The organism is Streptomyces ziwulingensis (assembly GCF_039542605.1).
In the GTDB taxonomy this organism is placed as follows: domain Bacteria; phylum Actinomycetota; class Actinomycetes; order Streptomycetales; family Streptomycetaceae; genus Streptomyces; species Streptomyces ziwulingensis.
This window is the reverse complement of sequence record NZ_BAABIG010000079.1, coordinates 36615-58498: the sequence shown is the minus strand read 5'-3', so window position 1 is coordinate 58498 and position 21884 is coordinate 36615. Positions and strand designations below refer to the sequence as shown.

General features: G+C 68.6%; 33 protein-coding genes. 3 read left to right on the top strand and 30 right to left on the bottom strand.

The genetic code is table 11. The features are described 5' to 3' along the window. Positions 1-202 precede the first annotated feature (202 nt). Positions 203-1192, top strand: a complete 990-nt coding sequence (gene coaA, locus ABEB00_RS30425; protein WP_345623795.1) for a type I pantothenate kinase — start codon at positions 203-205, stop codon at positions 1190-1192. Between the two features lie 32 nt (positions 1193-1224). Beyond that, on the top strand, positions 1225-2205 hold the full coding sequence (locus ABEB00_RS30420) for a DUF389 domain-containing protein (RefSeq protein WP_345623793.1): 981 nt from the start codon (positions 1225-1227) through the stop codon (positions 2203-2205). Between the two features lie 101 nt (positions 2206-2306). Here ABEB00_RS30420 and glmM read toward each other — a convergent pair whose 3' ends face one another. From glmM to ABEB00_RS30400, 4 genes are all read right to left on the bottom strand, one after another. Continuing rightward, the gene (gene glmM, locus ABEB00_RS30415; protein WP_345623792.1) at positions 2307-3665 is read right to left on the bottom strand and encodes a phosphoglucosamine mutase; all 1359 of its coding nucleotides are present in this window, start codon (positions 3663-3665) and stop codon (positions 2307-2309) included. Positions 3666-3838: 173 nt separating this feature from the next. After that, entirely contained in the window at positions 3839-4351 is a 513-nt protein-coding gene (gene rpsI / locus ABEB00_RS30410; protein WP_345623791.1) for a 30S ribosomal protein S9, read from the bottom strand. Between the two features lie 44 nt (positions 4352-4395). Then, positions 4396-4839: a 50S ribosomal protein L13 gene (rplM, locus tag ABEB00_RS30405; protein ID WP_345623790.1), complete on the bottom strand. Its 444-nt coding sequence runs from the start codon at positions 4837-4839 to the stop codon at positions 4396-4398. Positions 4840-5056: 217 nt separating this feature from the next. Continuing rightward, the gene (locus ABEB00_RS30400) at positions 5057-6271 is read right to left on the bottom strand and encodes a glycosyltransferase family 87 protein (RefSeq protein WP_345623789.1); all 1215 of its coding nucleotides are present in this window, start codon (positions 6269-6271) and stop codon (positions 5057-5059) included. A gap of 74 nt (positions 6272-6345) precedes the next feature. Here ABEB00_RS30400 and ABEB00_RS30395 point away from each other — a divergent pair, with 74 nt between their 5' ends. After that, positions 6346-7242, top strand: a complete 897-nt coding sequence (locus ABEB00_RS30395; protein ID WP_345623788.1) for a hypothetical protein — start codon at positions 6346-6348, stop codon at positions 7240-7242. Positions 7243-7335: 93 nt separating this feature from the next. Here ABEB00_RS30395 and truA read toward each other — a convergent pair whose 3' ends face one another. From truA to rpsS, 26 genes are all read right to left on the bottom strand, one after another. Then, positions 7336-8229, bottom strand: a complete 894-nt coding sequence (gene truA, locus ABEB00_RS30390) for a tRNA pseudouridine(38-40) synthase TruA (protein ID WP_345623787.1) — start codon at positions 8227-8229, stop codon at positions 7336-7338. 89 nt (positions 8230-8318) lie between these two features. Continuing rightward, positions 8319-8849: a 50S ribosomal protein L17 gene (rplQ, locus tag ABEB00_RS30385; RefSeq protein ID WP_345623786.1), complete on the bottom strand. Its 531-nt coding sequence runs from the start codon at positions 8847-8849 to the stop codon at positions 8319-8321. 155 nt (positions 8850-9004) lie between these two features. Then, positions 9005-10027 carry a DNA-directed RNA polymerase subunit alpha gene (locus ABEB00_RS30380; protein ID WP_345623785.1) on the bottom strand — a complete coding sequence of 341 codons (1023 nt, stop codon included), beginning with the start codon at positions 10025-10027 and terminating at the stop codon, positions 9005-9007. A gap of 114 nt (positions 10028-10141) precedes the next feature. Beyond that, positions 10142-10546 carry a 30S ribosomal protein S11 gene (gene rpsK / locus ABEB00_RS30375; RefSeq protein WP_003948617.1) on the bottom strand — a complete coding sequence of 135 codons (405 nt, stop codon included), beginning with the start codon at positions 10544-10546 and terminating at the stop codon, positions 10142-10144. A gap of 66 nt (positions 10547-10612) precedes the next feature. Then, positions 10613-10993, bottom strand: coding sequence for a 30S ribosomal protein S13 (rpsM, locus tag ABEB00_RS30370; RefSeq protein WP_345623784.1), 381 nt, complete (start codon positions 10991-10993; stop codon positions 10613-10615). 195 nt (positions 10994-11188) lie between these two features. After that, positions 11189-11302, bottom strand: a complete 114-nt coding sequence (gene rpmJ / locus ABEB00_RS30365) for a 50S ribosomal protein L36 (RefSeq protein ID WP_003974245.1) — start codon at positions 11300-11302, stop codon at positions 11189-11191. A gap of 68 nt (positions 11303-11370) precedes the next feature. Further along, positions 11371-11592, bottom strand: a complete 222-nt coding sequence (infA, locus tag ABEB00_RS30360) for a translation initiation factor IF-1 (protein WP_003948620.1) — start codon at positions 11590-11592, stop codon at positions 11371-11373. A gap of 148 nt (positions 11593-11740) precedes the next feature. Next, on the bottom strand, positions 11741-12577 hold the full coding sequence (gene map, locus ABEB00_RS30355) for a type I methionyl aminopeptidase (protein ID WP_345623783.1): 837 nt from the start codon (positions 12575-12577) through the stop codon (positions 11741-11743). A gap of 126 nt (positions 12578-12703) precedes the next feature. Next, a complete protein-coding gene (locus tag ABEB00_RS30350; protein ID WP_345623782.1) occupies positions 12704-13375 on the bottom strand; it encodes an adenylate kinase in 672 nt (223 codons plus the stop codon). Beyond that, positions 13375-14688: a preprotein translocase subunit SecY gene (gene secY, locus ABEB00_RS30345; RefSeq protein WP_345623781.1), complete on the bottom strand. Its 1314-nt coding sequence runs from the start codon at positions 14686-14688 to the stop codon at positions 13375-13377. The genes ABEB00_RS30350 and secY overlap by 1 nt, the downstream gene beginning before the upstream one ends. Before the next feature lie 242 nt (positions 14689-14930). After that, complete coding sequence (rplO, locus tag ABEB00_RS30340) at positions 14931-15386, bottom strand: 50S ribosomal protein L15 (protein ID WP_345623780.1); 456 nt, start codon at positions 15384-15386, stop codon at positions 14931-14933. A 2-nt stretch (positions 15387-15388) separates the two neighbouring features. Next, positions 15389-15571 (bottom strand): 50S ribosomal protein L30, encoded by a 183-nt coding sequence (gene rpmD, locus ABEB00_RS30335; protein WP_006140898.1) that lies wholly within the window; start codon positions 15569-15571, stop codon positions 15389-15391. A 2-nt stretch (positions 15572-15573) separates the two neighbouring features. Beyond that, positions 15574-16179 (bottom strand): 30S ribosomal protein S5, encoded by a 606-nt coding sequence (rpsE, locus tag ABEB00_RS30330; protein WP_007494753.1) that lies wholly within the window; start codon positions 16177-16179, stop codon positions 15574-15576. A 69-nt stretch (positions 16180-16248) separates the two neighbouring features. Continuing rightward, entirely contained in the window at positions 16249-16632 is a 384-nt protein-coding gene (gene rplR / locus ABEB00_RS30325) for a 50S ribosomal protein L18 (RefSeq protein WP_345623779.1), read from the bottom strand. Between the two features lie 3 nt (positions 16633-16635). Further along, positions 16636-17175 (bottom strand): 50S ribosomal protein L6, encoded by a 540-nt coding sequence (gene rplF / locus ABEB00_RS30320; RefSeq protein WP_345623776.1) that lies wholly within the window; start codon positions 17173-17175, stop codon positions 16636-16638. Between the two features lie 24 nt (positions 17176-17199). Beyond that, a complete protein-coding gene (gene rpsH, locus ABEB00_RS30315; protein WP_320777749.1) occupies positions 17200-17598 on the bottom strand; it encodes a 30S ribosomal protein S8 in 399 nt (132 codons plus the stop codon). 234 nt (positions 17599-17832) lie between these two features. Then, positions 17833-18018, bottom strand: coding sequence for a type Z 30S ribosomal protein S14 (locus ABEB00_RS30310; protein WP_003948630.1), 186 nt, complete (start codon positions 18016-18018; stop codon positions 17833-17835). 5 nt (positions 18019-18023) lie between these two features. Then, positions 18024-18581: a 50S ribosomal protein L5 gene (gene rplE, locus ABEB00_RS30305; RefSeq protein ID WP_007384074.1), complete on the bottom strand. Its 558-nt coding sequence runs from the start codon at positions 18579-18581 to the stop codon at positions 18024-18026. After that, complete coding sequence (gene rplX / locus ABEB00_RS30300) at positions 18581-18904, bottom strand: 50S ribosomal protein L24 (RefSeq protein WP_127832083.1); 324 nt, start codon at positions 18902-18904, stop codon at positions 18581-18583. The genes rplE and rplX overlap by 1 nt, the downstream gene beginning before the upstream one ends. A 2-nt stretch (positions 18905-18906) precedes the next feature. Next, a complete protein-coding gene (gene rplN / locus ABEB00_RS30295; protein WP_003974257.1) occupies positions 18907-19275 on the bottom strand; it encodes a 50S ribosomal protein L14 in 369 nt (122 codons plus the stop codon). 125 nt (positions 19276-19400) lie between these two features. Beyond that, entirely contained in the window at positions 19401-19715 is a 315-nt protein-coding gene (gene rpsQ, locus ABEB00_RS30290; protein WP_345623772.1) for a 30S ribosomal protein S17, read from the bottom strand. Beyond that, on the bottom strand, positions 19715-19939 hold the full coding sequence (gene rpmC / locus ABEB00_RS30285; protein ID WP_010036720.1) for a 50S ribosomal protein L29: 225 nt from the start codon (positions 19937-19939) through the stop codon (positions 19715-19717). The genes rpsQ and rpmC overlap by 1 nt, the downstream gene beginning before the upstream one ends. After that, positions 19939-20358 (bottom strand): 50S ribosomal protein L16, encoded by a 420-nt coding sequence (gene rplP / locus ABEB00_RS30280; RefSeq protein ID WP_345623771.1) that lies wholly within the window; start codon positions 20356-20358, stop codon positions 19939-19941. The genes rpmC and rplP overlap by 1 nt, the downstream gene beginning before the upstream one ends. Before the next feature lie 5 nt (positions 20359-20363). Then, the gene (gene rpsC, locus ABEB00_RS30275) at positions 20364-21212 is read right to left on the bottom strand and encodes a 30S ribosomal protein S3 (protein WP_345623770.1); all 849 of its coding nucleotides are present in this window, start codon (positions 21210-21212) and stop codon (positions 20364-20366) included. Beyond that, positions 21212-21559, bottom strand: a complete 348-nt coding sequence (gene rplV / locus ABEB00_RS30270; RefSeq protein ID WP_026290933.1) for a 50S ribosomal protein L22 — start codon at positions 21557-21559, stop codon at positions 21212-21214. Before rplV ends, rpsC begins: the two co-directional genes overlap by 1 nt. A gap of 42 nt (positions 21560-21601) precedes the next feature. Then, the gene (gene rpsS, locus ABEB00_RS30265) at positions 21602-21883 is read right to left on the bottom strand and encodes a 30S ribosomal protein S19 (RefSeq protein ID WP_003974263.1); all 282 of its coding nucleotides are present in this window, start codon (positions 21881-21883) and stop codon (positions 21602-21604) included. Position 21884 lies beyond the last annotated feature (1 nt).

Sequence of the window (21884 nt, the reverse complement as noted above, 5' to 3'; positions counted from 1 at the left end):
CAACTTCAGTCACCGACCCGGCACCGCGTGCTCACCGCGTGCCCGAAATCGGAAATTCCCACCGGTGCGCCACAGCGGCGGCGTGACGGTGGCGACGTGACGGTGGCGGCGTGACGGTGGCGACGTGACAGCGGGCAGCGTGACCGCGGCAGCGTGACGCAGCCCACCTGCCGTCCCGTTCGTACTCCGTTAACAATGGACTGTGATCACACCGGTCTCTCCGACCCCCCGGAGCGCCCACCGGCACAGGCCGGAGGCGACTCCCTACCTCGACCTCACCCGCGCCGAGTGGAGCGCGCTGCGCGAGAAGACGCCGCTGCCCCTCACCGCCGAGGAGGTCGAGAAGCTGCGCGGCCTCGGCGACGTCATCGACCTCGACGAGGTGCGGGACATCTACCTCCCGCTCTCCCGCCTGCTCAACCTCTACGTCGGCGCCACCGACGGCCTGCGCGGCGCGCTCAACACCTTCCTCGGTGAACAGGGCTCCCAGTCGGGCACCCCCTTCGTCATAGGGGTCGCCGGTTCGGTGGCGGTGGGCAAGTCCACCGTCGCCCGCCTCCTCCAGGCGCTGCTGTCCCGCTGGCCCGAGCACCCGCACGTGGAGCTGGTCACCACCGACGGTTTCCTGCTGCCCACGGCGGAGCTGCGCGAGCGCGGCCTGATGTCCCGCAAGGGGTTCCCCGAGTCCTACGACCGCCGCGCCCTGACCCGCTTCGTCGCCGACGTCAAGGCCGGCAAGGACGAGGTGACGGCCCCCGTCTACTCCCACCTGATCTACGACATCGTGCCCGGCGAGAAGCTGACCGTCCGCCGCCCGGACATCCTGATCGTCGAGGGTCTCAACGTCCTCCAGCCCGCCCTGCCCGGCAAGGACGGCCGCACCCGGGTGGGCCTCGCCGACTACTTCGACTTCAGCGTGTACGTCGACGCCCGCGCCGAGGACATCGAGAGCTGGTATCTGGCCCGCTTCCGCAAGCTGCGCGCCACCGCCTTCCAGAACCCCTCCTCGTACTTCCGCAAGTACACCCAGGTCTCCGAGGAGGAGGCCCTCGACTACGCCCGCACCACCTGGCGGACCATCAACAAGCCCAACCTCGTGGAGAACGTGGCCCCCACCCGCGGCCGCGCCGCGCTGATCGTGCGCAAGGGCCCGGACCACAAGGTGCAGCGGCTGAGTCTGCGCAAGTTGTGATTCCGGGGCGCGCCGCGGGTTAGATGAGGCTCATGCTGCATCTGCGTCTGATCACCCCGGCCGGGCGGACCGATGAGGTGGTCCACCGGATCGAGTCGACGGTCGGCACCACCCACCTCGTGGTCCTGCCGGGCGCCGCCCGCTCCCCGGCCGGCGACGTCGTCCTGTGCGACGTGGCCCGCGAGGCCGGCGACGGGCTGATCGAGGAACTGCGCGACCTGGGTCTGGAACGCGACGGCGCCATCACCGTCGAGAACATCGACCTGTCGCTGTCGGAGAACGCCGACCGGGCCGAGCGGGAGGCGCCCGGCGAGGCCGCGGACGCCGTGCTGTGGGAGCAGTTGGAGGAGGCGACGCACGAGGAGTCGACGCTGTCGGTCACCTACGTCGCGTTCCTCACGATCGCGACGATGCTCGCGGCCTGCGGTGTGGTGCTCGACAACGCGATCCTGATCGTGGGCGCGATGGCGGTGGGCCCGGAGTTCGGACCGCTGGCCGGCATCTGCACGGCGGCGGTCCAGCGCGCGCCGAAACTGGCGGCACGCTCGGCACTCGCCCTGCTGGTGGGCTTCGCGGTGGCCATGGCGGTCACCGCCGGCTTCAGCCTCTTCATGGACGCCGTCGACCTGTTCAGCAAGGCCCGGCTGGAGGCGGACCGGCCCAACACCGGGTTCGTCTACGCCCCGGACTGGTTCTCGTTCATCGTGGCGGTCCTGGCCGGCGCCGCGGGGATGCTCTCGCTGACCTCCGCCAAGTCCGGCGCCCTGGTCGGCGTCGCCATCTCGGTGACCACGGTCCCGGCCGCCGCCAACGCGGCCGTCGCCTTCGTCTACACCGACACCCACCAGGGCTGGCACTCGCTGCAGCAACTCGTACTGAACCTGTTCGGCATCATCCTGGCCGGCACCCTGACCCTGCTCGCCCAGAAGGCCCTGTGGGCGACGAAGCGACGCCGAGGAGCGGAACGCCCTCGGGGGCTGTCCGGCGGACCTCAGCGGCACAGCACCCGCTGAACGCCAGGCGCCAGGCACCGGCCACCGGCCACCGGCCACCGGCCACCGGCGAGCCTCCTCCGACCCGACCCGCCCCGACCCGACCCGACCCGCCCGGAGAACTACCCGAGCGCCGCCTTCACCGAATCGGCCAGCCGCCCCGCGACGGACCGGGCCTGCTCGATGTCGGCCGCCTCCACCATCACCCGGACCAGCGGCTCCGTCCCGGAGGGACGCAGCAGCACCCGCCCGGTGGCGCCCAGCTCCCGTTCCGCCTCGGACACCGCCGTGGCCAGCTCAGCGGACGTCCCCACCCGGGACCTGTCCACGTCCGGCACATTGATCAGGACCTGCGGCAGCCGCTCCATGACGGACGCCAGCTCCCGCAGCGTACGGCCGGACTCGGCGACCCGTGCCGCCAGCAGCAGCCCGGTCAGCGTGCCGTCACCCGTCGTGGCGTGGTCCAGGACGATGACGTGCCCGGACTGCTCGCCGCCGAGCGCGTACCCGCCCCGCTTCATCTCCTCCAGCACGTACCGGTCGCCGACCCCGGTCTGCGCGAACCGGATGCCCTCGCGCTCCATGGCCAGCTTGAAGCCCAGGTTGGACATGACCGTCGCGACGACCGTGTCCGAGCGCAGCGCCGCCCGCTCGCGCATCGCCAGCGCGAGCACCGCGAGGATCTGGTCGCCGTCGATCTCCGCGCCGGTGTGGTCCACCGCGAGGCACCGGTCCGCGTCGCCGTCGTGCGCGATACCGAGGTCCGCGCCGTGCGCCACGACCGCGGCCCGCAGCTTCCCCAGGTGGGTCGAGCCGCACCCGTCGTTGATGTTGAGGCCGTCCGGCTCCGCGCCGATGGTGACGACCTGGGCGCCGGCCCGCGCGAACGCCTCCGGCGAGACCCGGAACGCCGCGCCGTGCGCCTCGTCCAGCACGATCCGCAGCCCGTCGAGGCGGTTCGGCAGCACGCCGACGAGATGGGCGACGTACTGGTCGCGCCCCTCGGCGTAGTCGCGGACCCGGCCGACACCGGAGCCGGTCGGGCGGTTCCAGGGGGCGCCGGTGCGGTGCTCCTGGTAGACCGACTCGATCCGGTCCTCCAGCTCGTCGGCGAGTTTGTGTCCGCCGCGGGCGAAGAACTTGATGCCGTTGTCCGGCATGGCGTTGTGGCTGGCGGAGAGCATCACGCCGAGGTCGGCGCCGAGCGCGCCGGTGAGGTGGGCGACGGCCGGCGTCGGCAGCACGCCGACCCGCAGCACGTCCACGCCGGCGCTGGCCAGGCCCGCGACCACGGCGGCCTCCAGGAACTCCCCCGACGCCCGCGGGTCGCGGCCGACCACGGCGGTCGGCCGGTGTCCCTCGAACGTGCCCGCCTCGGCCAGTACGTGCGCCGCGGCGACGGAGAGGCCGAGCGCCAGCTCCGCCGTCAGGTCCACATTGGCGACACCGCGCACGCCGTCCGTGCCGAAGAGTCGTCCCACTTGTCCTCCTGAGGAAGCGTCAGTCCGCCGAGCCGGGCCGGATGCGGCCATACGATCACACAAGCCTTTGAGCGTCTTGTGCCGTTATACGCCTCGCGGTCGGAATAGACGAACGCCCCGGCAGCACAAGGGCGTGCCGCCGGGGCGTTCGGAGTACGAACAGCGCGTGATGCTTAGCGCTTGCTGTACTGGGGAGCCTTACGGGCCTTCTTGAGACCGGCCTTCTTGCGCTCGACCGCGCGGTCGTCGCGCTTGAGGAAGCCGGCCTTCTTCAGGGCGCCGCGGTTGTTGTCGACGTCGGCCTCGTTGAGGGCGCGGGCGACACCGAGGCGCAGGGCACCGGCCTGGCCGGAGACGCCGCCACCCGAGATGCGGGCGATGACGTCGTAGCGGCCCTCCAGCTCAAGCACCTTGAAGGGCTCGTTGACTTCCTGCTGGTGCACCTTGTTCGGGAGGTAGTCCTCCAGGGTGCGGCCGTTGATCTTCCACTTGCCGCTGCCCGGGACGATCCGGACCCGGGCGATGGCGTTCTTGCGACGGCCCAGGCCGGCGGCCGGCTGGGGCTCACCGAAGCGGGACGGGTTCGACTCCGAGGTGTACTCGCCCTCGACGGGCACCTCGGACTCGGTGGTGTAGCTCTCGATGTCAAGCTCTTCGAGCGGCTGCTCGGCAGTGGTCTCGGCCACGATGCTCCTCAGATTCTGTTCAGTCTTAGGGGGTGTGGCCGGTGTTACTGCGCGACCTGGGTGATCTCGAACGGCTGCGGCTGCTGCGCGCCGTGCGGGTGCTGGTCACCCTTGTAGACCTTCAGCTTCGACAGCATCTGACGGCCCAGCGTGTTCTTGGGGAGCATGCCCTTGACGGCCTTCTCGATGGCCTTCTCGGGGTTCTTGTCCAGCAGCTCGTCGTAGCGGACGGAGCGCAGACCACCCGGGTAGCCCGAGTGGCGGTACGCCATCTTCTGGGTCCGCTTGTTGCCGGAGAGGTGCACCTTGTCGGCGTTGATGATGATGACGAAGTCACCGGTGTCGACGTGGGGCGCGTAGATCGGCTTGTGCTTGCCGCGGAGGATGGAGGCCGTAGTGGAGGCCAGACGGCCCAGGACGACGTCCTGAGCGTCGATGACGTGCCACTGGCGCGTCACATCGCCGGGCTTGGGGCTGTACGTACGCACGGTTCGTAGCCTTCGCTTCGAGTGAATGGTCCATAACTGGTCACCGAAACGATCACGACAGCCTGGACCGCACTGCGGCGACGCATACCGCGTACGTGGGGTCGCTGGTCATCGGCCCGGTGGACCGGTGTAAGGGCCCGTCCCGTGAGAATGAGCAAGCCAATACACAACGAACAAGCAGCTTACCGGGGCTCCCCGAAAGGGTCAAAACGAGGGATCACACGGTTTCGCCGTTCACTTCCACTGTACGTGCCCGCGGACCCGGTCCGGCGAGCCGGCCGTCCCCGGCCGCCCGGCCCCCGGCCGCCCCGGCGCGCGCGGCCACCGTGCCCGCCAGCACCACCAGGGTGAACGCGTCCTTGAAGGCCCGGCGCCCGGCCGCCTCCAGACCGGGCCAGGTCAGCCCCGGGAGCTGCGGCACCAGGGCGATCCAGAACCACGGCCGCCGGGCGGCCGAGCCCGGGTACGGCAGCCCGGCGAGCAGCAGCGGCAGCACGACCAGCAGGTAGTGGTTGTAGGACGGCCGGGAGACCAGGAACGCGGCCAGCATCAGGCAGACCGCCGTCTCGGCCGGCCGCAGCGGCCCCGCGTCGCCCCGGCGCCAGCGTCCCCACGCGCAGAGCACCCCGGCCCCGGCCGCCAGCAGGGCCAGCGCCTCGGCGAGCGGGCGCGGCACCCCGAGGCGGGGCAGCACGGCCGCCGGGGACGCCTCGTAGAGCCGTACGAAGCCGTCCTCGCCGTGGAGCAGGAACGGCAGGGTGCGGGTGAGGAAACCGGCCGGGTCCGGCATCAGCAGCGCCGCCACCCCGGAGGCGAGGGCGGGCACCAGGACGGCCGCCGCCAGCGCCCGCCACCGCCCGGCCAGCACGAAGAGCAGGGCCACCGGCGCGAGCAGCGGCTTCAGCGCCACCGCGGCGCCGATCACCACGCCCGCCGCCACCCACCGGCCGCGGTCGGCCAGCAGCAGGCACAGCGGCAGCGCCAGTGCCGCGGTCGCCGTCCAGTTGCCCAGCCGCACCAGGTGCCCGAAGGGCGCGAAGCCCGCCGCCAGACCGAGCAGGCCGAGGGCGGCCAGCCGGCTGGTCCGGGGCACGCGGTGCAACCGCAGGGCGCAGGCCCAGCCCAGCGCCAGCAGGCCCGCCACCGCGAAGGGCACGGCCACCCGCAGCGCCGCCTGCGGCAGCAGGGCCTGCGGCACGGCGGCCAGCACCGCGCTCGGGAAGTAGAGGAAGTGCGGATCGTCGTAGGGATCGCCGCCGGCCAGCCAGGTGCGGGCCGCCCGGACGACGATCGCGTTGTCCATCCCGCCGTCCGGGGTCACCCGGGCGCTCTGCGCGGCGAGCGTGCCCAGCACCGCCGCGAGCACCACCCACGCGTGCCGCCCCGCCGGTCGCACCAACCACCCGGAGATGTCGCTTTTGCCCATCCACATGAACGGAACGCTAGGGGCTGCGAACCCTCCGGAGGCGGACCAGCGCGCCCCCTCTCCCGTCTAAGATGCGCCCCATGAGCTTTGGGCAGGGGGGACCCGACTCCCAGTGGGATCCCTGGACTCCGCAATCCGAGCAGCAGCAACAGCGGCAGCCGTGGAGCGGCGGCGGCGACGACGGCACCCCGGACTGGGCCGCGCTGGCCGAGGCGTCCGAGGCGCGCGCCAAACGCCGCCGGCTGCTGTTCATCGGCGGGGGCGCGCTGGCGACCGTGGCGGTGGCGGCCGCCGTCGCCGTGGCCGTGGTCTCGACCAACGGGTCGAACAGCGCGTCGGACTCGCCGTCCGCGCGGCTGCCCTCGACGGCCGACATCCCGAGCGCCACCAGCGGGGCCCCGTCGTTCGCCCCGACCAGCGCGCCGCCGCCGCTGGACCCCAAGGACTTCGTCGCCAGCGCGAAGAAGGACAAGGCGCCGCTCGGCCCGGACACCCTCTTCCCCGGCACCCAGCTCACCATGGGCGAGACGGTGTACAGGAAGGGCCCGACGGCCGACACCCTGACCTGCTCCTCCGCCGCCCGGCGGACCCTGCCCAAGGTGCTCACCGACAACGGCTGCACCCGGCTGATCCGCGTCACCTACACCAAGGACGACATCGCGGTCACGGTCGGCGTGGCCGTCTTCGACACCGAGGCGCAGGCCACCGCGGCCAAGTCGCAGGCCGACACCAAGAGCAGTGTGAAGTCGCTCTCCGGCGGCGGCGTCGGCGCCTTCTGCGCGGGCGCGGTCTGCCGGACCACGACCAACGCCTACGGCCGCTACGCCTACTTCACGGTCGCCGGGTTCACCAGCGCCAAGAACGTGACGGAGCAGGACACGGCGGTCTTCCGGACCGGCGACGACCTCGGAGAGTTCGCCTTCCGGCAGATCCGCCGCCGCGGCGAGGCCCAGGCGTCGGCCGCGGCGGAGCAGTAGGAACAGTACGAGCAGTACGAGCAGTACGAGCAGTACGAGCAGTACGAGCGCCGCCGGGAGACGAGCGGGAGGGGCCGATATCGCCCCGGCCGGTCAGTCGCAGCAGCCCGCCTCGGTCACAGCGCCGGTCACGGCGTCGGCCGCCCCGGGCAGCGACCGCCTGTTGCGCGCCTCCTTGCTGCGCGCGGCGAGCAGCTCGTCGGCCGGGTAGCCGACCTCCTCCAGCGTCAGCCCGTGCGGCCGCACGACATGCACCGCCGAGTCCCGTACGCCGGCGGCGAGCACCTTGCCCGGCCAGTCGGGCCCCCGGTGCCCGTCCCCGACGAAGAGCAGCGCCCCGATGAGCGAGCGCACCATGTTGTGGCAGAAGGCGTCGGCCCGGACGGTGGCGGTGACGATCCCGTCGTCCCCGCGCACCAGGCTCAGCTCCTGGAGGGTGCGGATGGTCGTCGCGCCCTCCCGCTTCTTGCAGTAGGCGGCGAAGTCGTGCTCGCCCAGCAGCGCGCGGGCGGCCTCGTTCATGGCGGCCACGTCGAGCGGCCAGTCGTGCCACAGCACATGTCCCCGCAGCAGCGGGTCGACACCGCCCGGCTCGTCGCCGACACGGTAGGCGTACCGCCGCCAGACGGCCGAGAACCGCGCGTTGAACCCCGCGGGCGCCTCGGTCAGCGACCACACCCGCACGTCCCTGCCGAGCCGCCCCGCGAGCCGCTTCAGCAGCTTCTCCCGGTGCTCGCCCCACAGCTCCACGGGCAGGTCGACATGGGCCACCTGGCCGCGGGCGTGCACCCCGGCGTCCGTCCGCCCGGCCACGGTCAGCTCGTACGTCGTCTCCCCCGACCGCGTCACCGTGCGCAGCGCGTTCTCGATCTCGCCCTGCACGGTCCGCCGCCCGCCGGCCTGCTTGGCCCACCCGGAGAACTCACTCCCGTCGTACGAGAGGTCCAACCGCACCCGTACGAACCCGGCCTCAACTTCGTCACTCACCCAGAGATCCTCTCAGCACACGGAAGCGGGCCCGCCCCCCGGAAAAAAGGGGGGCGGGCCCGCCCACGCGACAGCCCTCGGCAGAACGCTTACGCGTCCTTCGACTCCTCGGCGGCGTCCTCGGCCTTGGTGTCCTCGGCCTTGGTGTCCTCAGCCTTGGTGTCCTCGGCCTTGGTCTCCTCGGCAGCCGGAGCGGCCTCGGCGTCCTTGGCGGAACGCTTGGTCGCGGCCTCGGCCTCACCGGTCGCCTGCTGCGCCACGGTCAGCGCCTCGACCAGCTCGATGACGGCCATCGGCGCGTTGTCACCACGGCGGTTGCCGATCTTGGTGATGCGCGTGTAGCCACCGGGACGGTTCTCGTAGCGCGGGCCGATCTCGGTGAAGAGCGTGTGCACGATGCTCTTGTCCGTGATCACCTGGAGCACCTGACGGCGGTTGTGCAGGTCGCCCCGCTTCGCCTTGGTGACCAGACGCTCGGCGTACGGACGCAGCTTGCGCGCCTTCGCCTCGGTGGTCGTGATCTTGCCGTGCTCGAAGAGCGACTTCGCGAGGTTCGCGAGGAGCAGCTTCTCGTGCGCGGCGCTGCCGCCCAGACGGGCACCCTTGGTGGGCCTCGGCATGATGTTTCTCCTTGGTGTCTGCCCCGGCCGTATCAGGTACCGGAGTCAGTGTCCGAGCGGGCGATCGCCCGTCGGAGATCCAGGCTCCCGGAGGTGCCTGGAGGGGGCGCGGGGCGGTGCCGGCGTACGACGGCACCCCCGCGTCCGGGGACCGGTCAGTACTGCTCGGTCTCCACGAAGCCCGCGTCCACGTCGTCGTCCGCGCCGAACGCGTCCGCCGCGGCGGTCGGGTCGAACCCGGGAGGCGAGTCCTTGAGCGCGAGGCTCATCCCGGCCAGCTTCGCCTTGACCTCGTCGATGGACTTCGCACCGAAGTTGCGGATGTCCAGCAGGTCCGCCTCGGAGCGGGCGACCAGCTCACCCACGGAGTGGATGCCCTCACGCTTGAGGCAGTTGTAGGAGCGGACCGTCAGCTCCAGCTCCTCGATCGGCAGCGCGAGATCGGCGGCGAGGGCGGCGTCCGTGGGGGACGGGCCCATGTCGATGCCCTCGGCGTCGATGTTCAGCTCGCGCGCGAGACCGAACAGCTCGACCAGCGTCTTACCGGCGGAGGCCATGGCGTCACGCGGACGCATCGCCTGCTTGGTCTCGACGTCGACGATCAGCTTGTCGAAGTCGGTGCGCTGCTCGACACGCGTGGCCTCGACCTTGTACGTGACCTTGAGCACCGGCGAGTAGATCGAGTCGACCGGGATGCGCCCGATCTCCTGGCCGAGCTGCTTGTTCTGCACGGCGGAGACGTAGCCGCGGCCGCGCTCGACGGTCAGCTCCATCTCCAGCTTGCCCTTGCCGTTGAGCGTGGCGAGGACGAGGTCGGGGTTGTGCACCTCGACACCGGCCGGGGGCGCGATGTCGGCGGCGGTGACCAGACCCGGGCCCTGCTTGCGCAGGTACATCACGACCGGCTCGTCGTGCTCCGAGGAGACGACGAGCTGCTTGATGTTGAGGATCAGGTCGGTGACGTCCTCCTTGACGCCCGGCACGGTGGTGAACTCGTGCAGGACACCGTCGATCCGGATGCTGGTGACAGCCGCACCGGGGATCGACGACAGGAGCGTACGCCGCAGGGAGTTGCCGAGGGTGTAGCCGAAGCCCGGCTCCAGCGGCTCGATGACGAACCGGGAGCGGAACTCGTCGACGACCTCTTCGGTCAACGAGGGACGCTGAGCGATCAGCATGTGGTGTTCCTTCAGTCAGGGGCGCCCGCTATTTGACGCCCGAGCAGTACTGCAAGGGTACGGGCGGCACGACCGAAAGAGCCGTACCGCCCGGAAGTCCTTGGTGAAGCGAGATCAGACGCGACGACGCTTCGGCGGACGGCAGCCGTTGTGCGGGGTCGGGGTGACGTCCTGGATGGAGCCCACCTCGAGACCGGTCGCCTGGAGCGAACGGATGGCGGTCTCACGACCGGAACCCGGGCCCTTGACGAACACGTCGACCTTGCGCATGCCGTGCTCCTGGGCGCGGCGGGCAGCCGACTCGGCGGCCATCTGCGCGGCGAACGGCGTGGACTTGCGGGAGCCCTTGAAGCCGACGTGGCCGGCGGAGGCCCACGAGATCACGTTGCCGGTCGGGTCGGTGATCGACACGATCGTGTTGTTGAACGTGCTCTTGATGTGCGCGTGGCCGTGAGCGACGTTCTTCTTTTCCTTGCGGCGCACCTTCTTGGCAGCGCCCTGACGACCCTTGGGGGGCATCTATAACTCCTACGGGAGGTGGTCGGTCCTACAGCGAAGACCGCTGGACGGCATGTCCGCTGCGGACTACTTCTTGCCCGGCTTCTTCTTGCCGGCGATGGCGCGACGCGGGCCCTTGCGGGTGCGGGCGTTGGTGCTGGTGCGCTGACCGCGGACGGGCAGGCCACGACGGTGACGCAGACCCTGGTACGTGCCGATCTCGACCTTGCGGCGGATGTCGGCCTGCACCTCGCGACGGAGGTCACCCTCGGTCTTGATGTTGGCGTCCACGTACTCGCGGATCGCGACGAGCTGCTCCTCGGAGAGGTCGCGAACCCGGGTGTTCGGGTCGATGCCGGTCTCGGCCAGCGTCTGCTGCGAGAGCGTCCGCCCGATACCGAACACGTAGGTCAGGGCGATCTCCACGCGCTTTTCGCGCGGGATGTCGACACCGGAAACGCGTGCCATTCAATGGCTCCTGGTGATCTTCGGAGGTCTTCCGCAAGACCTGATCCCGGTCCGCCGTACTAGGTACGGACAAGGTCCCCGGCCTCCGAACCGGGGGTGTCGGGCGCGTACGCCCGGGTCCTGCGTATGAACATACTCAGCTCGCGTCGCGCGAATCTCTGCGAAGACGATGCAGAGGGTACGGTCTGTGGTGCGTCAGCCCTGGCGCTGCTTGTGGCGCGGGTTGTCGCAGATGACCATGACCCGGCCGTGACGGCGGATCACCCTGCACTTGTCGCAGATCTTCTTGACGCTCGGCTTGACCTTCATGGGTGTGAGGTTCTCCGGGTCAGTTGCCGGCGGACCCACGCGAGAGCCGCGCGGGACGTGGGCAAGATCTACTTGTACCGGTAGACGATCCGGCCACGGGTCAGGTCGTACGGAGACAACTCCACCACGACCCGGTCGTCAGGGAGGATACGGATGTAGTGCATACGCATCTTGCCGCTGATGTGTGCCAGGACCTGGTGGCCGTTCTGGAGCTCGACCTTGAACATGGCGTTCGGCAGAGACTCGACGACAGTGCCCTCGATCTCGATGGCACCCTGCTTCTTGGCCACGCTTCCCCTTCGAATCGACTACCTTGATCGACTCTCGCGCGAGGTGATGACGCATACAGACATGCGAGTGCACAAGAGCCGACGAGTCAGTCTACGACAGCATCCCCGGAAAGGCGAAACCAGAAAGTCTGCCCAGTCCCGGAGATCACTATGCGAGCGGGTCGGGCGCCGCGGTGATCCCCAGCTCGGCCAGCTTGGCCCGGCCGCCGTCCGGCGCGGTGAGCACCAGGGGGCCCTGTTCGGTCAGGGCGACGGAGTGCTCCCAGTGGGAGGACCAGGTGCCGTCGGTGGTGACGACGGTCCACTCGTCCTCCAGGACGGCCGTCTTCGGGGTGCCGAGCGACACCATCGGCTCGATGGCCAGGCAGAAGCCCGGCACCAGCTTGGGGCCCTTGCCGCGCCGGCGGTCCACGTAGTTCAGCAGGTGCGGGTCCATGTGCATCTCGGTGCCGATGCCGTGGCCGCCGTAGTCCTCGATGATCCCGTAGCGGCCGCCGCCGGGCTTGGGCTGGCGGCGGATGTAGGTCTCGACGGCCCGGGAGACGTCGACGAGCCGGTTGCCCTGCTTCATCGCCGCGATACCGGCCCACATCGACTCCTCGGTCACCCGGGACAGCTCGATCAGCTCCGGGGAGTGACCGGACCCCACGAAGGCGGTGTAGGCGGCGTCACCGTGCCAGCCGTCGATGATCGCGCCGCAGTCGACGGAGATGATGTCGCCGTCCTTCAGGACGGTCCTGTCGTCGGGGATGCCGTGGACGACGACCTCGTTGGCCGAGGTGCAGATGGTCGCGGGGAAGCCCCCGTAGCCGAGGAAGTTCGGCTTGGCGCCGTGCTCGGCCAGCACCTTGCGGGCGACCTGGTCCAGGTCCCTGGTGGTGGCACCCGGCACGGCCGCCTCGCGGGTGGCCGCGTGGATGGCGGCGACGACCAGCCCCGCCTCGCGCATCTTGGCGATCTGCTCGGGGCTCTTGATCTGCACCATGAAACCTGCGGCCTTTCTGGACCGGGAGAGAGACGGACCCGTCCCACGATACGTGGGGCATCACCCACCCCCCACAGCACAGCCGCGGCCCCGGGAACGGGACCGCGGCTGCGACGGGCGGGGGGACTACTTGTCGGTGTCGCTGTCGCTGTCGCGCTTCAGCGCTTCCAGCGCGCGCCCGGTGACCTCGTCCACCGCGCCCATCGCCGAGATCGTGACCACCAGGCCCTGGGCCTTGTAGTAGTCGATGATCGGCTCGGTCTGCGTGTGGTAGACCTCCAGCCGCTTGCGGACCGTCTCCTCGGAGTCGTCGTCCCGCTGGTACAGCTCGCCGCCGCAGACGTCGCAGACGCCCTCCCGGGCCGGCTGCTTGTACGTCTCGTGGAAGACGTGCGCCGAGTCGTTGCGGCACACGCGGCGGCCCGCGATGCGCTTGACGACCTCTTCCTCCGGCGCCTCCAGGTCCAGCACCGCGTCGAGCCTCATGTCCTCGGTGTCCAGCAGCACGTCCAGCGCCTGGGCCTGGGAGACGTTGCGCGGGAAGCCGTCCAGCAGGAAACCGCCCTCGGCGTCGGGCTGCTCCATCCGGTCCTTCGCCATGGCGATGGTGACCTCGTCGGGGACGAGGTTCCCGGCGTCCATGTAGGACTTGGCGAGCTTGCCCAGCTCCGTCTGCCGGCTGATGTTGGCGCGGAACAGGTCACCCGTGGAGATGTGCGGGATGTGCAGCGTCTCGGCAAGGCGGGTGGCCTGCGTTCCCTTACCGGCACCCGGCGGCCCGACGAGGACGATTCGCATCAGCGGAGGAACCCTTCGTAATTGCGCTGCTGGAGCTGGCTCTCGATCTGCTTCACCGTCTCGAGACCGACACCCACGATGATCAGGATGCTCGTCCCACCGAACGGGAAGTTCTGGTTTGCCCCGAAACCAACCAACGCCATCGTCGGTACGAGAGCGATAAGACCCAGATACAGCGAACCCGGCCAGGTGATCCGGTTGAGTACGTAGCTCAGATACTCAGCGGTCGGTCGGCCAGCCCGGATGCCCGGGATGAAGCCACCATACTTCTTCATGTTGTCGGCTACTTCTTCGGGGTTGAAGGAGATCGCCACATAGAAGAACGCGAAGAAAACGATCAGCAAGAAGTACATGCTGATGTAAATGGGGTGGTCGCCCTTGACGAGGTTGGCCTCGATCCAGGTCTTCCACCCGGACGTGCCGCTGGAGAACTGGGCGATCAGGGCCGGGATGTAGAGCAGCGACGAGGCGAAGATGACGGGGATCACACCCGCCTGGTTCACCTTCAGCGGGATGTAGGTCGACGTACCGCCGTAGGAACGGCGGCCGATCATCCGCTTCGCGTACTGCACCGGAATGCGGCGCTGCGCCTGTTCGACGAAGACCACCAGGCCGACCATGACCAGGCCGACCACGATGACCGTGCCGAACTCGATCCAGCCCCCGGCCAGGTCGCCCTGCGTCTTGATGGCCCACAGGGCGGACGGGAAGGTCGCCGCGATCGAGATGAACATGAGGATCGACATGCCGTTGCCGATGCCGCGGTCGGTGATCAGCTCACCGAGCCACATCACGACGGCGGTGCCGGCGGTCATGGTGACCACCATGACGATGGTGGTGAAGATGGCCCGGTCCGGGACGATGCTGCTCGCGACGGTGCAGCCGGAGAACAGCGCGCCGCTGCGGGCGGTGGCGACGAGACCGGTGCCCTGGAGGATGGCGAGTGCCATGGTCAGATAGCGGGTGTACTGCGTGATCTTCGCCGTGCCGGCCTGGCCCTCCTTCTTCAGGGCTTCCAGGCGCGGGATCACGACGGTCAGCAACTGCAGAATGATGCTGGCCGTGATGTACGGCATGATGCCGAGCGCGAAGACCGTGATCTGCAGCAGCGCGCCACCGCTGAACATGTTGACCAGTCCGAAGAGGCCCTGGTTGCCGGACGCCTGGTCCACACACTCCTGAACACTCTTGTAGTCCACGCCGGGGATCGGGATGTGCGTACCGACCCGGTACACCACGATGATCGCGAGCGTGAAGAGCAGCTTCTTGCGCAGGTCGGGCGTCTTGAACGCCCGGGCGAACGCGGTGAGCACGGTGCCTCCTGCGACCCCCGCGCGCGTGCGTCAAGGGTGACGGTCTTGAGGATTCGACTGACGACTGAATAGCTAACGGTCAACTACCGCCCAGGGTGCCCCATGTGTGACACCCGTGAAAGTGGGCAGTTCCGGTCACCTTACCGGCGGGAGTGCCGCCCTAGGAACGACCGACCGGGGATACCCCATTTGTGGGGTATCCCCGGTCGGGATCGCTCAAGTCATCGAGACGCCTGTGGTGTTCAGACGAGCTCGGTGACGCTGCCGCCGGCGGCGGCGATCTTCTCCTTGGCGGAGGCGGAGGCCTTGTCGACCCGCACCGTCAGCGCCACGGACAGTTCGCCCTCGCCGAGGACCTTGACGAGGCTGTTCTTGCGAACGGCGCCCTTCGCCACCAGGTCCTCGACCGTGACCTCGCCACCCTGCGGGTAGAGCGAGGCCAGCTTGTCGAGGTTCACGACCTGGAACTCGGTCTTGAACGGGTTCCGGAAGCCCTTGAGCTTCGGGAGACGCATGTGGAGGGGCATCTGGCCACCCTCGAAGCGCTCCGGAACCTGGTAACGGGCCTTCGTGCCCTTGGTACCACGACCGGCCGTCTTACCCTTCGACGCCTCACCACGACCCACACGGGTCTTCGCGGTCTTGGCGCCCGGGGCGGGACGGAGGTTGTGGATCTTGAGCGGGTTGTTTTCCGCCATGATCAGTCGACCTCCTCGACCGACACGAGGTGACGGACGGTGTGAACCATTCCGCGGAACTCGGGGCGGTCCTCCTTGACGACCTGCGTGTTGATGCCCTTGAGACCAAGGGAACGCAGGGTGTCACGGTGGTTCTGCTTGCTGCCGATGTAGGACTTGACCTGCGTAATCTTGAGCTGCGCCATGATTACGCACCCGCCCCGGCACGTGCGCGGAGAAGAGCCGCGGGTGCGACGTCCTCGAGCGGCAGACCGCGGCGGGCCGCGACCTCCTCGGGACGCTGCAGGCCCTTGAGGGCCGCCACGGTCGCGTGCACGATGTTGATGGCGTTGTCGGAGCCGAGCGACTTCGACAGGATGTCGTGGATACCGGCGCACTCGAGCACGGCGCGCACCGGGCCACCGGCGATGACGCCGGTACCGGGGGACGCGGGCTTGAGCAGCACGACGCCGGCAGCCTTCTCACCCTGGATGGGGTGAGGGATGGTGCCCTGGATGCGGGGGACCTTGAAGAAGTGCTTCTTGGCCTCCTCGACACCCTTGGCGATGGCGGCCGGCACCTCCTTGGCCTTGCCGTATCCGACACCGACGGTGCCGTCACCATCGCCCACCACGACCAGCGCGGTGAAGCTGAAGCGACGACCACCCTTCACAACCTTGGCGACACGGTTGATCGCGACGACGCGCTCAACGTATGCGGTCTTCTCGGCGGCGGCAGCGCCACCGTCACGGCCCTTCCGGTCCCGCCGCTCGCCGCCACCGGCACCGCCACCGCGGCGCTGGGGTCCAGCCATTGGAATTACCTCTCTCTGTTTCCGCTAGCTACGCGCCAACGATGTTTGTCGCTGACGCGACGGGCGGTCCTAGAACTTCAGACCGGCTTCGCGGGCGGCGTCCGCCAGGGCGGCGATGCGCCCGGCGTACTGGTTACCACCTCGGTCGAACACGACGGCCTCGACACCGGCGGCCTTGGCGCGCTCGGCGACCAGGGCCCCGACCTGCTTGGCCTGCGACGACTTGTCGGACTCGCCGCCACGGATCGAGGTGTCCAGGGTGGACGCCGACGCAAGGGTGTGACCCTTGAGGTCGTCGATCACCTGGGCCACGATGTGGCGGTTGGAGCGAGTAACGACCAGACGGGGACGCTCCGACGTACCACCGACCCGCTTGCGGATCCGGATGTGCCGGCGCTTGATCGCGGCGCGCTTGTAGGCGTCGCCCTTGAGGATCTTCTGTCCGTATGCCATGGCTTACTTACCCGCCTTTCCGACCTTGCGGCGGATGACTTCGCCCTCGTACTTGACGCCCTTGGCCTTGTACGGGTCGGGCTTGCGCAGCTTGCGGATGTTGGCCGCAACCTCGCCGACCTTCTGCTTGTCGATGCCCTCGACCGAGAAGTGCGTCGGGTTCTCCACCTTGAAGGTGATGCCCTCGGGCGCCTCGACGGTGATCGAGTGGCTGTAGCCGAGCGCGAACTCAAGGGTCGAGCCCTTGGCCGCGACGCGGTAACCGACACCGCTGATCTCGAGCTTCTTCACGTAACCCTGGGTCACGCCGGTGATCATGTTCGCCACCAGCGTGCGGGACAGGCCGTGCAGGGCCTTGTTCTGACGCTCGTCGTTGGGGCGGGTGACGTTGAGCACGCCGTCCTCACCCTTGGCGATCTCGATCGGCGCCACGACGGTGTGGGTCAGCGAGCCCTTGGGGCCCTTGACCGCGACCGTCTGGCCGTCGATGGTGACATCCACGCCGGCGGGAACCGCGATGGGGAGCTTGCCGATGCGCGACATAGCTGTTTCCTCCGTTCCCTTCCGCTACCAGACGTAGGCGAGGACTTCCCCACCCACGCCCTTCTTGCCGGCCTGCTTGTCGGTGAGGAGCCCGTGCGACGTGGAGATGATCGCCACGCCGAGGCCGCCCAGCACCTTCGGCAGGGAGGTGGACTTCGCGTACACCCGGAGACCGGGCTTGGAGATCCGCTTGATGCCCGCGATGGAGCGCTCACGGTTCGGGCCGAACTTCAGCTCAAGGGTGAGGTTCTTGCCGACCTCGGCGTCCTCGACCTTCCAGCCCGTGATGAAGCCCTCCTGCTGGAGGATCTCCGCGATGTGAGACTTGATCTTGGAAGCGGGCATCACCACGGAGTCGTGGTACGCCGAGTTCGCGTTCCGCAGACGCGTAAGCATGTCTGCGATCGGATCAGTCATGGTCATGAATTGGCCTTCGGCCTCTCTCGCCGGGGTTTCCTGGTGCGCCATCCCTCTCCCCGATCCGAGACGGGACGGGTGCGGCGCGGTGGACCTACGGCGTAGTAAGCAATCATGTGCAGGCAGTGCCTGCTGGCGTAAGGGCGGCAGACGCCCAACCCCGCTAGCCTACGGCATGCGGGAGCGGGCCTCTGCCGACCCAGTTGCTTACCGAGAGCTTCCGGAATCCCCAGAAGGGGATTACCAGGAGCTCTTGGTCACGCCCGGCAGCTCGCCGCGGTGAGCCATCTCACGAAGGCAGACGCGGCACAGGCCGAACTTGCGGTAGACGGAGTGCGGACGGCCGCAGCGCTGGCAGCGCGTGTAGCCGCGTACTCCGAACTTGGGCTTGCGAGCAGCCTTGGCAATCAGAGCCTTCTTCGCCATCTCGCTCACGCCTCCTTGAAGGGGAAGCCGAGGTGACGAAGGAGCGCGCGGCCCTCAGCGTCGTTGGTCGCCGTGGTCACCACGGTGATGTCCATACCCCGGGTGCGGTCGATCTTGTCCTGGTCGATCTCGTGGAACATGACCTGCTCCGTGAGACCGAAGGTGTAGTTGCCACGGCCGTCGAACTGCTTGGGGGACAGACCGCGGAAGTCGCGGATGCGCGGCAGCGCGAGCGACAGGGTGCGGTCCAGGAACTCCCACATGCGGTCGCCACGGAGCGTGACGTGGGCACCGATCGGCTGGCCCTCGCGCAGCTTGAACTGCGCGATGGACTTACGGGCCTTGGTGACGGCCGGCTTCTGACCGGTGATCGTGGTGAGGTCGCGAATCGCGCCGTCGATCAGCTTGGAGTCGCGGGCGGCGTCGCCCACACCCATGTTGACCACGATCTTGACGAGGCCGGGGATCTGCATGACGTTCTCGTACTTGAACTCGTCACGCAGCTTGCCCGCGATCTCCTCGCGGTACTTCGTCTTGAGACGCGGAGTGGTGGTGGTAGCCATCAGATGTCCTCACCCGTCCGCTTGGCAACGCGGATCTTGTTGCCCTCGTCGTCGAAGCGGTAACCGACGCGGGTCACGACCTTGTTGCCGTCCTTCTCCACGACCAACTGGACGTTGGAGACGTGGACGGGGGCCTCGGTCGTCACGATGCCGCCGGCCTGCGAGCCACTTGCGGTGGGTCCGGCCTTGGTGTGCTTCTTGACCCGGTTGACACCCTCGACCAGGACGCGGTCCTCACGGGGGAAGGCCGCGATGACCTTGCCCTGCTTGCCCTTGTCCTTGCCGGTGATGACCTGAACCAGGTCGCCCTTCTTGATCTTCATGCTCACAGCACCTCCGGCGCGAGGGAGATGATCTTCATGAACTTCTTCTCGCGCAGCTCACGGCCGACCGGGCCGAAGATACGGGTGCCGCGAGGGTCGCCGTCGTTCTTCAGAATGACGGCGGCGTTCTCGTCGAAACGGATGTACGAGCCGTCGGGACGGCGGCGCTCCTTGACGGTGCGAACGATGACCGCCTTGACGACGTCACCCTTCTTCACGTTGCCGCCGGGGATCGCGTCCTTGACGGTGGCGACGATGACGTCACCGATACCCGCGTAGCGGCGACCGGAGCCACCGAGCACACGGATGGTGAGAATTTCCTTCGCACCCGTGTTGTCGGCGACCCGAAGTCGCGACTCCTGCTGGATCACGTCTATCTCCTGATTGTCTGCCGGTTCCCCGGGGGCCGGTCAGCGACCGGCCCCCAGAGCCTGGCGGAACTCACCTGCGGGAGACCCCGCAGGAATATCTTGCTGAAGGAATCCCCTCGCGGGGACTACTTGGCCTTCTCGAGGATCTCGACGACGCGCCAGCGCTTGGTCGAGGACAGCGGCCGGGTCTCCATCAGGAGGACACGGTCGCCGACACCGGCGGCGTTCTGCTCGTCGTGCGCCTTGAGCTTGTTCGTACGGCGGATGACCTTGCCGTACAGCGCGTGCTTCACGCGGTCCTCGACAGCGACGACGACGGTCTTGTCCATCTTGTCGCTGACGACGTAGCCCTCACGGGTCTTACGGAAGCCGCGCGCCTCGGTACCCGCGGCGGTGCCGCTGGTCGTTGCAGTCTGCTCTGTCACGTTGCTCTCGCTCATCAGGCGCTCTCCACCGTCTCGATGCCCAGCTCGCGCTCACGCATCAGGGTGTAGATCCGCGCGATGTCCTTACGGACGGCCTTCAGCCGGCCGTGGTTCTCGAGCTGGCCCGTCGCCGCCTGGAAGCGGAGGTTGAACAGCTCTTCCTTGGCTTCGCGAAGCTTGTTGAGCAGCTCCTCGTTGCCCAGCTCGCGCAGCTCGGACGCCTTGGTACCGGCCGACATCACGCTTCACCTGCCTCGCGCTTGACGATCTTGCACTTCATCGGCAGCTTGTGGGCCGCACGAGTCAGGGCTTCACGCGCGATCTTCTCGTTCGGGTAGGACAGCTCGAACATGACCCGGCCCGGGTGCACGTTGGCCACCCACCACTCGGGGGAACCCTTACCGGAACCCATGCGGGTCTCGGCGGGCTTCTTCGTCAGCGGACGGTCCGGGTAGATGTTGATCCAGACCTTGCCGCCACGCTTGATGTGGCGGGTCATCGCGATACGGGCCGCCTCGATCTGGCGGTTGGTCACGTATGCCGGCGTCATGGCCTGGATGCCGTACTCGCCGAACGAGACCTGCGTACCGCCCTTGGCCATGCCACGGCGCTTCGGGTGGTGCTGCTTGCGGTGCTTGACCCTACGGGGGATCAGCATGTCGGTCAGGCCTCCGTTCCGCCAGTAGAAGAGGACGGCGCCTCAGCGGCAGCGGCGGGAGCCTCGGCCTTGGGGGCCTCGGCAGCCGGCGCGGACTGCTGCGGCTTGCGGCCGCGACCGCCACGCTCGCCACCGCGACCGCCACCGCGGGCCGGGCGGTCGTTGCCGCCACCACGGGCCGGGCGGTTGCCGGCGCGGGCGGCGGCGTTCTCGGCGCGGACCTCGGCGATGTTCTTGACGTCGCCCTTGTAGATCCAGACCTTCACGCCGATGCGGCCGAAGGTCGTCTTGGCCTCGAAGAAGCCGTAGTCCACGTTGGCGCGGAGCGTGTGCAGGGGCACCCGGCCCTCGCGGTAGAACTCCGAGCGGGACATCTCGGCGCCGCCGAGGCGGCCACCGCACTGGATCTTGATGCCCTTGGCGCCGGCCTTCATCGTGCCCTGCATGCTCTTGCGCATGGCACGACGGAAGGAGACGCGGGAGGAGAGCTGCTCGGCGACCGCCTGGGCCACGAGCTGCGCGTCCGTCTCCGGGCTCTTGACCTCGAGGATGTTGAGCTGGACCTGCTTGCCGGTCAGCTTCTCCAGGTCACCGCGGATACGGTCGGCCTCCGCGCCGCGGCGGCCGATGACGATGCCCGGACGGGCGGTGTGGATGTCCACCCGCACGCGGTCACGGGTGCGCTCGATCTCCACCTTCGAGATGCCGGCGCGCTCCATGCCGGACGTCATCATCCGACGGATGGCGACGTCTTCCTTGACGTAGTCCTTGTACAGCTTGTCGGCATACCAACGCGACTTGAAGTCGGTCGTGATACCGAGCCGGAACCCGTGCGGGTTTACCTTCTGGCCCATTACCGGGTTCCTTCCTTGCTGCTGACGACCACGGTGATGTGGCTGGTCCGCTTACGGATCCGGTAGGCACGGCCCTGAGCACGCGGTCGGAACCGCTTCAGGGTCGGGCCCTCGTCCACGTACGCCTCGCTGATGACCAGCGAAGAGGCGTCAGGGTGGTCGTAGTTGTGCGCGGCGTTGGCGATGGCGCTGTCCAGCACCTTGCCGACCGGCACGCTCGCGGCCTGCGGGGCGAAACGCAGGACCGCCTGAGCCTCCGTGGCATCCATGCCACGGATGAGGTCCACCACGCGGCGGGCCTTCATGGGCGTGACGCGGATGTACCGCGCCTGGGCCCTGGCTTCCATGGTTGTCCCTTCAGTGTTTGTCATGGTCTTTCACCCCGCTGACTAGCGGCGCTTCGACTTCCGGTCGTCCTTGACGTGACCCCGGAAGGTGCGCGTCGGCGAGAACTCGCCGAGCTTGTGGCCGACCATGGACTCGGTGACAAACACCGGGATGTGGGTCTTGCCGTTGTGCACCGCGATCGTGTGGCCGAGCATGGCCGGGACGATCATCGAGCGACGGGACCAGGTCTTGATGACGTTCTTGGTGCCTGCTTCGTTCTGCGTGTCCACCTTCTTGATCAGGTGGTCGTCGACGAAGGGCCCCTTCTTCAAGCTACGCGGCATC